The organism is Methanofollis sp. UBA420 (assembly GCF_002498315.1).
Classification (GTDB): Archaea; Halobacteriota; Methanomicrobia; order Methanomicrobiales; family Methanofollaceae; genus Methanofollis.
Map to the genome: position 1 here is coordinate 1 of NZ_DAGX01000005.1, position 13,899 is coordinate 13,899.

A 13,899-nucleotide genomic window follows, 5' to 3' on the forward strand; every position below is an offset into this window, starting at 1 on the left:
CTGTTGATGAATTCATGGGCGTAGGTGCCCTTGGGGCATACCCTTCCCTCGTTGACCGGGGAGCGGGTGTAAGGTTGTGTGCCGACAACCTTCCCGTCCCGGACGACGAGGTTGAAACTGCAGCCGGTACCGCAGTAGGGACATGTTGTCTGTACGTACTTGAGATCCATGGTAAAAACCTCGGATACACTAATATAGACAATTGAAATATTTAACACTAGTGCTTAACAAGCGATTTTTTGATGAATAAGTGTGGGTTGTGTGCCCCCTTCACTCCGGGGGGTGGGTGCACTTCCCGGGATTACCGACCGGATCAATATTCGGGCCTGCCATCCGGGCCCATAGACCCGGACGCTCACAGGGCGCCGCCGTCGAGCGGTTCTCCTGCCCCGGTCCGGAGCAGACTTCGATGAAGGCAGTTTCGGGAGGCACGCCCCCGGAGCACCGGACATGAGGGCCCGGGTCCTCGCTATGCCGGCCGTTCTCTTCGAGGAATGGGGTTATTATTGGTGGCATACCATACTTTTCACACAGTTCCACAGGGGAGCAACCACCGTGATGAAAAAACTGCCTGTCCCGCCCATGCTCGTCGACCTGGTGGGAAACGCCCTGACGTCAATGGACGGTGTCGAGTTCACCGACCTCGCGGCCTGCCCGTCGTGCGGCGGTCCGGTGACGGGACATGACCTGCGGGAAAAACGGTTTGCCGTCCTGCTCGATGACGGAAAAGAGCGCACCATTCGGGTCAACGTGAAGCGGTTCTACTGCCGGCAATGCAACGCTCTCTGCTATGCAGACGCGCCGTTCTACCCCGACACCCGCCTCGCATCGCCCATCGTCGACCTCTGCGTCGTTCTTGCGCAGCAGATGCCCTTCAACCGGGCGGCACACTACCTCCGGGCGATGGGGATCGTCGTCGACCGGGGGACAATCCGGAATTACGCCTCCCGCGACTTCGGCGCGATCCCGGCAACAGAACTCTTCGGTCTTCCCCTACCGCTCTCCCTGCTGAACCTCGCCACCTTCGCCCTCGACCGTGAGCGGCGTCCCATCGTAGGGGCAGAAGCGCTCGCTGCCTGTGGTTTCCCACCCGCAGACCGGACAGCGCTTCACAACAGGAGTGCGCCCGAACAGCGGGATCAGTGGTATAACTAGGAAGAGGAAGAAGAACGGAAACCCGAGAACAAACGACGCCGCCGTGATGACGACCGATGCCGCGAGCAGAACGAGGGTCAGTCGGAAGCGGTTTGCCGTAGCGCCACCTCCCTCACCGCATACGCGGGCAGTGCATCCGAGAACTCTCCGAGTTCCTGTTCCAGCATGATGCCGTCCAGTTCACGGGCGAAAAGGTCCGCTCCTATCCCAGCCGTGATCACCTGCTCGGCGCCGCTCCGGAAGAGCGCACGCCCCACTGCACGGACGATCAGCGTTCTCTGGGCCTCCCAGAACTGCCTGGCCACCTGGAGGGCCCCGGACTCCCCGATCTCGTCGAGATCGGCGCAGACGACCCTGGCAAGCCTCCGGAGCGCTGCATCGGCGGTCTTTGCACCGTTATCCGGAGCCGGACAGGTATAGTCTTCCGGAGCGATATGGCCGAGCACGAGATGCACATCGGCGCTTGCGGCGAAGTACTCGGTGCTCACCGGGGTTACCGTTCCGTCCAGCATCACCGACGACAGGATTGCGGCGACGTTCGTCCTGAGCATGCCGGTATAGACGAGATACTGTTTTTGCAGCCGCCGGGTGTCGGTCAGCCCTTTGAGACTCTCGAAGGAGTTGAGGGGAATGACGTCGGCAGTGGTGCTCCCCACGTCGAGGAGCACCGCATCGGCGTACTCTTCGCGCAGGTAATCCGCCGACGCCAGCCAGTTCGCAGCGGCAAGGTCCGGGACCGGCCGGGTATGAAACGCCGCGTCGGTGCCGTAGAAGGCGGCATCGGGGATGACCGCATGAACGGTCCCGACGATCCATTTGATGCCCTCAATCTTGCTTGCAAAACAGTCCGCCAGTTCTCCGCTCATCACCACGGCGGCGGGTTCCGCGTAGGGTTCGAGGAGTGCGGCAAGCGGGGCGCCCTGCCAGAGCGGGCAGTAGTGGATGTGCACACCGGCGTCGTCGACGACCTTGAGGTTCGCACCGCCGATATCGATGCCGATCATGGCCGGCTGATCCTCCCGTCCGTGTCGAACCGCACCCTCCCGGAGAGATGGACCTCCGTCGGTCTTTTGCCGTGGGACGCAGCAACAAGGATATCGGCGATCTCCTCCTCCATGACGGCTGCGATGCCGACCAGGCTGGTCGTAGGTCTCGGGTTGACGTCCACTACGTAGATGCGGTCTTTGACGATGACATCGATCCCGGCATATCCCTGGCACCCGAGGATGTTCAGCGCCCGGACGGCCGTGGCGACGATCTCTTCCTCGCGCTCCGGGTGGACGGGCGTCTCGCCCCCGAGATACTGGAAACTCCCGTCTTCTGCGACGGCGATCTCCTGCCGGTTGACGGCGAGCAGGAGCGGGGGGTTGCCAGAGTAGAACTCACAGACGTCGCCGGTCACCCGGCTTCCCACAAGACTCACGCTCAGCGTCTCCCCCTCGATATATGCCTGGGCGAACTCGCCGGCACCCGGCTCCCCGTCCGTCAGCCGGACCCCGCGGGCGCCGCAGCCCATGATCGGTTTGACCACCTGTCTCCCTTCACCGGCATCGGGGGGGACCGCAACCCCGTTCCGGGAGAGGATTGCCGCTGTCCGTTGTTTGTTTGCGCAGACAGCCACATTCATACTGCCGCATCCGACGTTGTGAGTGAACTGTTCGAGGAGGTGCGTGTACCGGAAAAGGAGGTGGTCCGGTGCAATGACCAGCCCTACGTCGCACCCGGGCGCGAGCCTCCGGATCTCCCCCTCGAAATCGGGTCCCTCCGGGACCACCACGTCGTAGCCGCACCGGGCAAAACTCTCGCTCAGCGTGGCGAGCATGGCAGCACCCTCAGGCGCAAGGTCGGGGTCGTTGCATACGGAGTATTCGGCGAGAAGTGCCTTCATCGTAGTACAAGGTTGACCGCCGGAGACTTGACCCTGACGATCGGGCAGGTTTTTGTGACTCAGGGACCATCCTATAAACAAGGATGAAACAAAAGATTTTGCTTACCAATGACGATGGAATCACGTCTGCGGGGCTCTGGGCGGCGTATGATGCGCTTGCGCCGATCGCCGACGTCACCGTGGTCGCGCCCGCCACCCAGCAGAGCGCCGTGGGGCGATCGATCTCCATCTTTGAGCCTATCCGTGCAACCCGGGTGGCGATGAACGGGGTGCCGGCATACTCGGTCGGCGGGAAACCAACCGATTCCGTGATCATCGGGCTGTTTGCCCTGAACCTGAACCCGGACCTCGTCGTCAGCGGCATCAATATCGGTGAAAACCTCTCATACGAGTCCATCATGACTTCGGGGACCGTCGGGGCCGCGCTCGAAGCGGCCAACCAGGGAGTGCCGTCCCTTGCCTTCTCGTTGCAGGTGGAGGACCAGGGCGATAAGTTCGACGATCCATCGAAGATCACGGATAGGTTCTCCGATGCAAAATTGGTGGTCCGCGAGATCTGCGGTAAGATTCTCGCAAACGGGTTCCCGGAGAATGCCGACGTCATCAACGTGAATATCCCGGCATCGGTGCGCGGCGGTTACGAGATCACCCGCCTTGCCGAGAAGCTCTTCTACACCGGCGTGGAGAGGCGCCTCGACCCTCGCGGGCGCCCCTACTACTGGATCGACGGGCCCCTGCACGAAGATGCGGAGGAAGGGACCGACGCGCACGCGGTGCAGAAAGGCAACGTCTCCATTACGCCCATCACGCTCGATTGTACGGCATATCGGGCCGCAGATCGCCTCAGGAGGATCTTCGGTGGAACGGATATCTGAAGAGAGGACGATGAGTACGGCGATGATTGCAGCAGAGGCGAAGCGGAATGCGGGGTATCGGGCAGCCGGGGCGGTCGAAGACGGGATGGTCGTCGGTCTCGGCACCGGGTCGACCGTCTTTTTTGCGATGGAGCGGCTGGGGATGCGGATCGCCGGAGAGGGTCTGTCCATCGCCGGCGTTCCGACATCCTACCAGGCGGCCGTCCGTGCACACCGGTACGGCATCCCGCTCACGAGCCTCGACGAACACCCCGAGATCGATATCGCCATCGACGGGGCCGATCAGGTCGATCCGGATCTTTGCCTGATCAAGGGACGCGGCGCGGCGCTCCTCCGGGAGAAATGCGTGGCGGACGCATCCCGAAAGGTGCTCATCGTCGTCGATCCGACGAAGATGGTCGATACCCTGAGTGCACCCGTCCCGGTCGAGGTGCTCCCGTTCGCCTCCGCAGGCGTCATCCGGCGCCTCGCTCTCCTCGGCGCCGAGCCGGTTCTCCGGGACGGCGTGAAGAAAGACGGCCCGGTTGTTACCGACAACGGGAACTTCATCGTTGATTGCGACTTCGGAGCGATCAAAAGTCCCCGGGTCCTGGAAAGAGAGATAGCCGCCATTCCCGGCGCGCTCGAGTGCGGCCTTTTCACGGCATACGGAGAAAAAATAACGGTTATTGTCGGTGAGGAGAAGGGTTGCCGCGTTGTGTCATTGCAATGAGATGCATTCCCGCATCTTCTGAATGAGGTCCAGCTGGTGCCGGGCTTCTTTTTTCTTTTCCTTCTCGATTGTATCCATGATCTCCGTTATCGGACGGGAGAGCGTGTAGATCTTCACCGGCCGCCCTTTGCTCTCCGACTTGCTCTCGCGGGTGTCGATCCAGTTGCACTCCTTGAGGTAGCGCATGGCGATGCTGACTTCAGGCTGGCGGAGATCGGTGCCCCGCTCGATATCGCGAGAGGTTGCTTCATCGGTGTTCGCAAGGTATACGAGCACTTTGGAGACATTCCTCTTGATACCGATACCCATGAGAAGTTCAGCGAGTTCTTCATCGCGTGGCGTAAAATACTGTATCTTGTCGGACCTCATCCGTTCACCATCAGATGATATCTATTGTTTTAAATCTGACTATAAAAATATTATTATTTCAATAGGAGATTTTGCGATTGTGGTTGTTTTAAGAGAATCGATGGAGCAATGGGTTGACGATAATTATCCGTTTCCTTACCGGATCATGCCCCCTTCGGCGATGAGGAGGTGATCTCCGGGAGAGAGAAGGAGTCCGGCTGGTTTACGAACCGGGGCCCAGCCGCCCGAGTCCCGGCCTCCTCTCACTTTCATACCGGAGAAGAGGGAATAACCGGGGGTCCGTACGACCAAAAAAAAGAGAAGGATATTTTATAGGATTAGATGAGCCCGAGACTGGAGAGTTCGGAGAGGATCCGCTGCACCGCACGCCTGGCGTCTTCGGGCACCTTGCCGCCGGTGATGATCAGTTTGCCGGACCCGAAGAGGAGAACGACCACCTTCGGGTCGTCGAGCCGGTAAACGAGCCCGGGGAACTGTTCGGGTTCGTATTCGATTTTGTCCAGGTTGAACCCTACGGCAATCTTATTCAGGTTGATCGGTGTCCCGAGGTCTGCCGATGTGACGATGTTCTGGACCTTGTAGGTCAGTTTTTCAGGTTCGGGGATATCGATACCGAGTGCCCGCAGGTGCTCGCCGAGGATCTGCAGGCCCCGCGAGAGGCTGTCGATGCTCTTCGCACCGGTCAGGACGACCTTGCCGGAGCCGAAGACGAGTGCGGCGATCTTCGGGTCCTGCATCCGGAGAACGACGCCGGGGAACCGTTTTTTATTATATTCCGCGTCCTTCAACTGGGAGGCAAGAGAGGGGAGATCAAGCGAATCCGTCACTTTCGCGGAAGCGACGATATTTTCTATCTTGAGGGACTCCTCTGGTTTACGCTCATTCATATATATATCATGCTTAAAACAGTATATAAAGGGGATGGTTATTTATTCCTCCAGGGTCGATGTATCGCCGGGGTCCATACCCAGTTCCTGCGCTTTTAAGAGCCGCCTCATGATCTTGCCGCTCCGGGTCTTTGGGAGCGACCGGACGAAGTCGAACTCGGACGGGATGGCGATGGGCCCAAGTGTCATCCGAACGTGGTAGACGAGGTCGTTCTTCAGTTTCTCACCGGGTTCGCAGCCGTCTCTGAGGATGACGAAGGCCTTGATGGTGTTCCCCCGCAGGGGGTCGGGTTTCCCGATCACGGCCGCTTCCGCCACGGCTGCGTGGGAGACGAGCGCGCTCTCGACCTCTGCGGTGCCGATGTTGTGCCCGGCGACGACGATCAGGTCGTCGGACCGGCCGAGGACCATGATGTAGCCGTCTTCATCCTTCACCGCAAGATCGGCCGCCGTGTAGCATCCGGGGATGGTGTTCCAGTACTTGCGGTAGCGTTCGTCGTCGTTCCAGATCGTCCGCATCATCGACGGCCAGGGCTCCCTGACGACCAGGAGGCCGCCGGTGCCCGGCGGGACCGGGTTTCCGGCCGCATCGACGACGTCTGCGACGACGCCCGGGATCGGCCTGCCCACGAATCCCGGGCGCATGGGTTCGCCGATCGTCGTGGTCAGCATATGCATCCCGGTCTCGGTCTGCCACCAGGTATCCATGATCGGGCACCGCTCTTTTCCGATGGTGCGGTAGAACCACTCGAAAGCCTCGGGGTTGAGCGGTTCGCCGACCGATCCGAGGATGCGAAGCGACGAGAGGTTGTAGCGGTTCGGCCACTCCTCGCCCACCCGCATGAACATCCGGATGGCGGTCGGGGCGGTGTAGAAGATGGTGACGCCGTACTCTTCGATGAGGTCCCAGTAGTTGCCCGGGGTCGGGTAATCGGGGGTTGCCTCCGCAAGGAGGCAGGTGGCGCCGTTCAGGAGCGGGCCGTAGACGGCGTAGCTGTGACCGGTGATCCAGCCGGGGTCGGCGGTGCACCAGTAGACATCGCTGTCCTTGACGTCGAAGACGTACTTCGTCGTGTAGTAGGTCCCGACCATGTAGCCGCCGCAGGCGTGGACGATGCCTTTCGGGGTCCCCGTCGTGCCGCTCGTGTAGAGGATGAAGAGCGGGTCTTCGGCGTCCATCGGTTCAGCCGGACATTCCCGCTCCGCGCCGTCCATCAGGTCGTAATAGTCCACCTCCATCTCGGGGTGGAGTTCCACGGGCTTATCGGCATCGCGCCGGAGAATGACGATCCGCTCAACGCTCGGGGCGTTGACGACCGCCTCTTCTACGATGGTCTTGAGCGGGATTGCCTTGCCGCGCCGGTAGGTGAAGTCGGCGGTGACGACCACCTTCGCGTCGATGCCCCGGATCCGCTGGTTGAGGGCGCTGACGCCGAACCCGCCGAAGACGACCGAGTGGACGGCGCCGATGCGGGCGCAGGCGAGCATCGCGATGACCTGTTCGGGCACCACCGGCATGTAGATGCAGACCCGGTCGCCCTTCCCGACGCCGAGGCGCTTAAGACCGTTCGCGAACCGGGAGACAGCCTGCAGGAGCTGGCGATAGGTGTAGGTCCGCTCTTCGTCCGCAGTCTCCCCCCGCCACAGGATCGCAACCTTGTTCCGCCGCTCGCGGTGGGCGTGGCGGTCCAGGCAGTTGTGTGTGATGTTGAGTTTCCCGTTGACGAACCACTTTGCGTACGGGTATTCCCATTCCTTCACCCGGTCCCAGGGCTGGAACCATTCAAGTTCCCTCGCGATACAGTCCCAGAACCCATCGGGGTCTGCCAGGAACTTCTGGTAGGTCCGGTTGTAGTCACCGATCCAGGAGCGCTCCTTGCAGCTGGCCTCGGGAGAGTAGTACTTCGCCTCCTCAAGTTTGACGTTGAAACTTTCAGCCATTCAGGCACCCCAATTATACATTATTAATAATGTATAATATATCAACATTCTGGTCGGTGGGGGTGGGGCAACCACCACGGCGCCGGGAGAGGCGGTGGATACGCCGGAACGTGAATTTCCCGGGGGACAGGGGGGGCCGGGTGCGGTACCTCTCTTCACTCAATAGATTGGCTTGCAGAAGGAACCATCTCCGGCCCCTTTGCCGGTCTCCGGGTCTTATGCGTGCTGGAACCGCAATAGCAGACGCCGGAGCCGGGGGACATGAGGTGAAGACGATAACCGCCGGATGAGAGCAGGGTTCCGGCGGTGATTATTTATTACCCTTCGCAGAATGTAACAATGGTGATGGATGAATGAACTTTGAAGAATGCATCCGTTTTGCAAACAAAAATCCGGTCGCCTGGGTGGCGACGACCGACGGAGACCAGCCCCGTGTGCGGCCTCTGCAGATGTGGTTTGCCGATGCGACCGGGTTTTACTTCCAGGTCTGGACGATCAAGGACATCTACCGGGAACTCACGAAGAACCCCCGCGTCGAGATCGGGTTCTTTGACCCTGAAAAAGAAGGGGGAACCGTGCTCCGTGCGGCCGGCCCGGTCGAGTGGGTGGACGACCCCGCCCTGAAACGCCGGTCCCTCGAAGACCGTCCCTTCCTCGTCGATCTCGGCCTGACGCCGGAGAGCCCCGAGCTGGTCCTTTTCCGCCTCGCGAAGGGGGAGGCCTACACCTGGACGCAGGCAACGAACCTGGCGCCGAAACAGAAGATCCGATTCGGAGAGTGAAGAGGGTCGGCAAGGGGGACCGTCACGACGACGGCTTTGAACTTTCTGCCTCCGGACTTTCCGGTTTTGAACTTTCCGTCTCCGGATCTCCCGGTTTTGATCCTTCAGTCTCCGGATCTCCCGGTTTTGATCCTTCAGTCTCCGGAACTTCCGGGTCTTTCGGGGCCGTGGACAACCCGGCAACACCGTTCACCGGGAGAGAGAACGTGACGGCTCTGGCATCGGTGTGCGGCCCCGCTTCGTCAATAACCGCCTCCATGATGCCGCGCCCGGCTTCGCTTTGCGTGACGATCAGGACGAGGTCCTTTTCAGGCAGGATGGTCACACCGAAGAACTTCTCCATCTCTTTCGCGCCGGTCCCGCGTGCATGGACGACGGTCCCACCCGTCGCTCCTGCCCGCTTTGCCGCTTCCATTACAACGTCGGCAAAACCCCTGTTTGCAACAACCAGGATCAGATCGTACTGGACATTTTGCTCCATAACTTGCTCTCCACTCTCTGTTTCTGATACGCCCTGAGGGAATGCTCCTGCCGGGGCTCCGTAGACGCTGCCGATAGGCAGCGTAAAGACGATACCGCGGTTGTGTTTATCCGGACCCACCTCGTTACCGACCCGCTCAAGCAGGGCTTTAGACTGTTTCTGCGACATTATGCTGAAAAGAAGCGTCTTCCCGGTTTCGCCCAGACCAAGGTAACTCAAAATTTGAGAGTTGGCTGTTCCTCTTCCCAGGGCTAACAGGTTAAATGTCACACTCGCGTCTGTAAGCAGGTGTAGTATCCTTTCATCCTGCCCCCGGTCGAAGATGGTAACCATCAATACCAGCGGCGCATCTGCAGATGTATCGTGCAACATTCTCATTCCTCGTTACCACCACATGATCTCGACATTCTCCTTGTCAAAGGTTTCTATGCCCGCCCTTCTTCCTCTCCGCGGCTTTCGCCCTCCGCACCTTGATCTGGTAGGTCAATCCTATGATCTGCACGGTTATCAGCGGCATCATGGCCACCATGCCGATGATGCCGAAAGCATCCGTCAGCATGTTGCCCCCCAGGACCTCGGTGGCCCCCAGAGCAAACGGGAGCAGGAATGCCGCCGCCATAGTGCCCGCGGCCACACCCCCGGAATCGAACGCAATCGCGGTAAAGATCTGGGGCACAAAGAACGTCAGCAGGAGAGCGACAGCATAGCCCGGCAGGAGGAAGAGCCAGAGGTCGATGCCCGCAAGGATGCGGATCATGGCAAGAGCCAGGGCAAGTCCCACGCCAATGGAGAGGCTCAGCATCATGATCTTCCTTGAAATTGCGCCGCTCGTGATATCTTCAATCTGTTTGGTGAGGATGTGCACGGCAGGCTCCGCAGCAACGATGAAGATGCCGATGACCAGACCTAACGGGACCAGTATCCAGTTGTACGGCAACGACGCGATGGCATGGCCCAGATACGTTCCGGCCGGCATGAAGCCGATATACACTCCGGTCAGGAATACTGTGAGCCCCACGAGGATGTAAACCAGCCCCACGCCAATCCGGATCAGCTGGCTCCGGGGCAACTTTAAGTTCACCACCTGGTATACGCCGAAGAGCACGACGACGGGCAACAGGATGACGCAGACCTCTTCGAAGAATTCAAGCAGCCCTCCGATATACAGCGCCACGAGTTCCCCCATGCTGTTTGCCGTGGCGGGGGTCTCAAAGGCGTAGCCGGTGCCTGTGGGGTCGTAGAACATCCCCAGGATCAGGACAGCCAGGATCGGCCCTATCGAGCAGAGGGCGCACAGGCCGAAGCTGTCCTCCTCCGAGCTTCGTCCCGCGCGGACTGCCGAAACACCGGCGCCCAATGCGAGGATGAAGGGCACGGTGATGGGGCCCGTGGTGACGCCTCCCGAATCAAACCCCACGCCGATGTACTCCGGGGCGGTGAACGCGGCCACGATGAAGACCAGGGCGTACAGGAGCACAAACAGGTGCGAGAGTTTAACCTGGAAGAGTATCCGCAGCATGGCGAGCACGAGAAAGATGCCCACGCCGAAGGCGACCGTGGCTACGAGGACAAGATCGGGCACGGCGGGGACCTGCCGGGTCAACACCTGCAGGTCGGGCTCCGCCAGCGTTAACGCCACGCCCAGCAGAAAACTGACCAGGATCATCAACCACAGGTTCCGCGACTCGGTCAGTTTCGCACCTATCAACTTACCCATCGGCAGCACGGCCATATCGGCGCCGAGCGTGAAGGCGCTCATGCCCAGGATGAGCAGAACGATTCCCGGTACAAAGAGCATCAGCGTGCCGAACGGCAGGGGGGCTATGGTAAAATGAAGCAGGAGGATAATTATGCCTATCGGCAAAACCGACCGTGTCGATTCTTTAAATTTATCTACCAGCGCTCTTTGCATCCATCTTATATGTCGATTTAAATGAATATATAGAGTTCAGCCCCGGGCGATGGGGCCGATCGAAACGGCGGCAGACCCAACGTATATATACCATCCCCGCGCACGCCTCAAAAAGAGGCCGGCAGTTTCCCGGCCTTCATACCGTTTGCAGGGAGGTTATGAAGAATGCCCGATTTCGCCGATCCCTTTGCCGGGAACCACATGGAACGCCGATTGGACCCGGGAGAATTGATCCGGACAATCCGGTTCTCGATCGCTGCCGAATACGAGGCGATCCAGCTCTACGAACAGATCGCCGACTCGACCGACGACCCACTGGTCCGGAAAGTCATGCTTGATATCGCCGACGAGGAGAAGGAGCATGCAGGCGAGTTTCTGCGCCTCCTCCGCGAGATCGCCCCCGCCGAAGAGGGGTTCTATCAGCACGGCTATAAGGAGGTCGAAGAGATGATCGCCGAGGTAAAGGGCGGAAAGTGACCGCTTCCCCCGTTATCGCAGTCTGCAGGACTCCTCATAGGATCTCTTGCAGTCGGGGCAGAGCGTCCTGGCCTTCCGAAGGTCGGGAAACGTCTCTTCGGTGACCTCATCGCAGGCTGCCCCGCAGATCTCACACCAGTACTCCTTCGTCTCCTCTTTTTCGTCGCCTTTTACCTTACGTTTCATGTACCTGCCCTCCCCCCGTATTCACGGACGGGATACCGCTCTCCGTCATCCGTGATATGCTTTCGGGTCACCATCGCCCGGTTCCGGTAAGGTCACGCCCCATCTCCCAGAACCGCTCCCGGAACCCGGGAGCGAGGGCGAGGGCCGACGGACGGGCCCACCGGGTCTCCTCAAAGTAGCCGCCGTTCATCCTGCCGGCATCCGGTGAGACGGCGAGGTACGCCTCCACCTCCGCACCGTGCTCCGGCGGCGCCCCGCCGTCCCGGCCGCCCGTATAGGCCCGGAGGAGTTTCGTGTCGGTCACCCCCGGGTGGAGAGAGTTCGCCGTCACCCCCTTCCCTTCGAGGCGCCGGGCGAGCTGGACGGTGAAGGCGACGGCCCCTAATTTCGATACGGCATAGGCATCGTAGGCGTCGTAGTTCTGAAATCCCGGGAGGTTCTCCCAGTCGACCGACCGCACGCTCCGGTGGGCTATCGACGCAACGTTGACGACCCTCGCCGGTGCGCTCTCCATCAAGAGCGGGCGGAGGTCGTGGGTGAGCAGGAACGGCGCAAGGAAGTTCACGGCAACCGTCATCTCGACCCCTCCGGGTGCAACCGCCCGCTCCGGCATGAAGACCCCGGCGTTGTTGATGAGCACGTTCAGCCGGTCATGCGCATCGCCTACCTCCCGCGCGAGGCGCCGGACCTGTTCCTGCACCGAGAGGTCGCCGATGAAGAGGCTCAACCGGTCGGACCCGGTGGCCGCCTTCAGCTCCGCGAGGACGGCCCGACCCTTCGTGGGGTCCCTGCCGTGGATCAGGACACGGTGGCCCTGCTCGGCGAGGAGGCGCGCGGCCGCCTTCCCGATACCGTCCGTCGAGCCCGTGACGAGGATGGTCTGCTCCGTCATATGCAGCCCCGGTGCGCACCCTCTTGGCTTGAATGTTTGGTGCCGGCACGACGGGACCTGGTGCGCTCCTCGCTAACCCCCGGCCTGCACGGGGGCTCAATGCACCCAAGATGGTGCCTTTCAGGAGATCCCGTGCATTAAAAAAAGCAAAAAGATGATATCATGCACCACATACCTGTAAGTATGGTGCGATACTCGGTCACGATGCCGGACGACCTCGTGAAGAAGATCGACAGGCTGTGCGATGCCCGAGGGGTTTCCCGGTCGGAATGGCTCAATGAACTCTGCACGACACACGTCGAGAGCGCATCCGATAACGACGTGCTACAGCCCGCCATCCTCGGGGAGATCCCCTCTAAACGAACTTTAGGACCCAATGTTCCCGATTATGAGGCCGCCTGTGCGAACTTTACGATCGACGTCCCGGCATATTTCAACTTCGGCTACGATGTGATCGACCGGTGGGCCGAGACCGACCGGAACAAACTTGCAATGATCTGGGTGGACCAGGCGGGCAACGAGAAGAAATACTCCTTCCGCGACCTCAAGTATCTCTCCAACGGCGCCGCCAACATCCTGTTGAAGTACGGTATCAAGAAGGGCGACCGGGTCATGCTGATGCTCCCGAGGGTCCCGGAATGGTGGATCTTCGTTATCGCGCTCATCAAACTTGGTGCAATATACTGTCCCTGTCCGACGATGCTGACCCCAAAGGACATCAAGTACCGTATCCGGGCCGGAAAGTTCCGGATGATCATCACCAACTGTGAGAACGCCGGAAAGGTCGATGAGGTCGCCGATGCCTGTCCGCTGCTCGATACCCTCTTCCTCGCCGACGGAGAGCGGGAGGGCTGGGCGAGTTATCCGCACGAACTCGAATACCCTGCACCAGTATCGCACCGCACGGTCAGTATGCCGGTCGCAAAAAAGACGAAAGCAACCGACCCGATGCTGATATACTTCACCTCCGGCACCACCGGCGAGGCCAAGATGGTGCTGCACAACCAGAGTTACGCGCTCGGACACGTCATAACCGCCTCATTCTGGCAGGATCTCACGCCCAACGACCTCCACCTGACCTTCTCGGATACCGGGTGGGCGAAGTGCGGCTGGGGCAAGATCTTCGGTCAGTGGATTGCCGGGGCATGTATCTTCGTCTACGATATCCGGGGGAAGTTCAGCGCAACCGAACTCTTGCCGCTGATGGAAAGGTATGAAGTGACCTCGTTCTGCGCACCGCCGACGGTCTACCGGATGCTGATCCTTGCCGACCTCGACAAGTTCGATTTCCGGAACCTCCGGCACTGCTGCAGCGCCGGCGAGCCGCTCAACCCCGAGGTGA

Annotated in this window: 16 protein-coding genes; 6 read left to right on the forward strand and 10 right to left on the reverse strand. The window is 60.3% G+C overall.

From position 1 onward, the window contains the following. Positions 1-170 (reverse strand): hypothetical protein (locus tag BP869_RS06200; RefSeq protein ID WP_342679097.1); only part of this gene is annotated, 170 nt, incomplete at its 3' end. A gap of 388 nt (positions 171-558) precedes the next feature. Between BP869_RS06200 and BP869_RS06205 the strand changes: the two genes are divergently transcribed. Further along, positions 559-1,155 carry a hypothetical protein gene (locus BP869_RS06205; protein ID WP_292405290.1) on the forward strand — a complete coding sequence of 199 codons (597 nt, stop codon included), beginning with the start codon at positions 559-561 and terminating at the stop codon, positions 1,153-1,155. 77 nt (positions 1,156-1,232) lie between these two features. Here the strand turns inward: BP869_RS06205 and BP869_RS06210 are convergent, their stop codons facing one another. Together BP869_RS06210 and BP869_RS06215 are read right to left on the reverse strand one after the other, a co-directional pair. Beyond that, positions 1,233-2,159 carry a hydantoinase/oxoprolinase family protein gene (locus BP869_RS06210; protein ID WP_292405287.1) on the reverse strand — a complete coding sequence of 309 codons (927 nt, stop codon included), beginning with the start codon at positions 2,157-2,159 and terminating at the stop codon, positions 1,233-1,235. Further along, positions 2,156-3,043, reverse strand: a complete 888-nt coding sequence (locus BP869_RS06215; protein ID WP_292405284.1) for an ATP-grasp domain-containing protein — start codon at positions 3,041-3,043, stop codon at positions 2,156-2,158. Before BP869_RS06215 ends, BP869_RS06210 begins: the two co-directional genes overlap by 4 nt. Positions 3,044-3,126: 83 nt before the next feature. Between BP869_RS06215 and surE the strand changes: the two genes are divergently transcribed. Beyond that, positions 3,127-3,918, forward strand: coding sequence for a 5'/3'-nucleotidase SurE (surE, locus tag BP869_RS06220; RefSeq protein WP_292405281.1), 792 nt, complete (start codon positions 3,127-3,129; stop codon positions 3,916-3,918). Between the two features lie 10 nt (positions 3,919-3,928). Further along, positions 3,929-4,630: a ribose-5-phosphate isomerase RpiA gene (gene rpiA / locus BP869_RS06225; RefSeq protein ID WP_292405293.1), complete on the forward strand. Its 702-nt coding sequence runs from the start codon at positions 3,929-3,931 to the stop codon at positions 4,628-4,630. Here rpiA and BP869_RS06230 read toward each other — a convergent pair. From BP869_RS06230 to acs, 3 genes are all read right to left on the reverse strand, one after another. Further along, the gene (locus BP869_RS06230) at positions 4,619-4,999 is read right to left on the reverse strand and encodes an ArsR family transcriptional regulator (protein ID WP_292405280.1); all 381 of its coding nucleotides are present in this window, start codon (positions 4,997-4,999) and stop codon (positions 4,619-4,621) included. The genes rpiA and BP869_RS06230 overlap by 12 nt on opposite strands. 317 nt (positions 5,000-5,316) lie before the next feature. After that, positions 5,317-5,886, reverse strand: a complete 570-nt coding sequence (locus tag BP869_RS06235; RefSeq protein WP_292405278.1) for a TATA-box-binding protein — start codon at positions 5,884-5,886, stop codon at positions 5,317-5,319. A gap of 42 nt (positions 5,887-5,928) precedes the next feature. Further along, positions 5,929-7,827, reverse strand: a complete 1,899-nt coding sequence (gene acs, locus BP869_RS06240) for an acetate--CoA ligase (protein WP_292405276.1) — start codon at positions 7,825-7,827, stop codon at positions 5,929-5,931. Between the two features lie 353 nt (positions 7,828-8,180). On the opposite strand from acs, the gene BP869_RS06245 reads away from it, so the two are divergent. Continuing rightward, on the forward strand, positions 8,181-8,609 hold the full coding sequence (locus tag BP869_RS06245) for a pyridoxamine 5'-phosphate oxidase family protein (protein ID WP_342677939.1): 429 nt from the start codon (positions 8,181-8,183) through the stop codon (positions 8,607-8,609). 22 nt (positions 8,610-8,631) lie between these two features. Here the strand turns inward: BP869_RS06245 and BP869_RS06250 are convergent, their stop codons facing one another. Together BP869_RS06250 and BP869_RS06255 are read right to left on the reverse strand one after the other, a co-directional pair. After that, a complete protein-coding gene (locus BP869_RS06250; RefSeq protein WP_342677941.1) occupies positions 8,632-9,462 on the reverse strand; it encodes a P-II family nitrogen regulator in 831 nt (276 codons plus the stop codon). A gap of 43 nt (positions 9,463-9,505) precedes the next feature. Further along, entirely contained in the window at positions 9,506-11,002 is a 1,497-nt protein-coding gene (locus BP869_RS06255) for a DUF1538 domain-containing protein (RefSeq protein WP_342677943.1), read from the reverse strand. Between the two features lie 165 nt (positions 11,003-11,167). On the opposite strand from BP869_RS06255, the gene BP869_RS06260 reads away from it, so the two are divergent. Continuing rightward, positions 11,168-11,479 (forward strand): ferritin family protein, encoded by a 312-nt coding sequence (locus BP869_RS06260; RefSeq protein WP_342677945.1) that lies wholly within the window; start codon positions 11,168-11,170, stop codon positions 11,477-11,479. Between the two features lie 12 nt (positions 11,480-11,491). Here the strand turns inward: BP869_RS06260 and BP869_RS06265 are convergent, their stop codons facing one another. Together BP869_RS06265 and BP869_RS06270 are read right to left on the reverse strand one after the other, a co-directional pair. Then, a complete protein-coding gene (locus BP869_RS06265; RefSeq protein WP_342677947.1) occupies positions 11,492-11,665 on the reverse strand; it encodes a hypothetical protein in 174 nt (57 codons plus the stop codon). 67 nt (positions 11,666-11,732) lie between these two features. After that, on the reverse strand, positions 11,733-12,557 hold the full coding sequence (locus BP869_RS06270) for an SDR family NAD(P)-dependent oxidoreductase (RefSeq protein WP_342677949.1): 825 nt from the start codon (positions 12,555-12,557) through the stop codon (positions 11,733-11,735). 162 nt (positions 12,558-12,719) lie between these two features. Here BP869_RS06270 and BP869_RS06275 point away from each other — a divergent pair. Continuing rightward, positions 12,720-13,899 (forward strand): AMP-binding protein (locus BP869_RS06275; protein WP_342677951.1); only part of this gene is annotated, 1,180 nt, incomplete at its 3' end.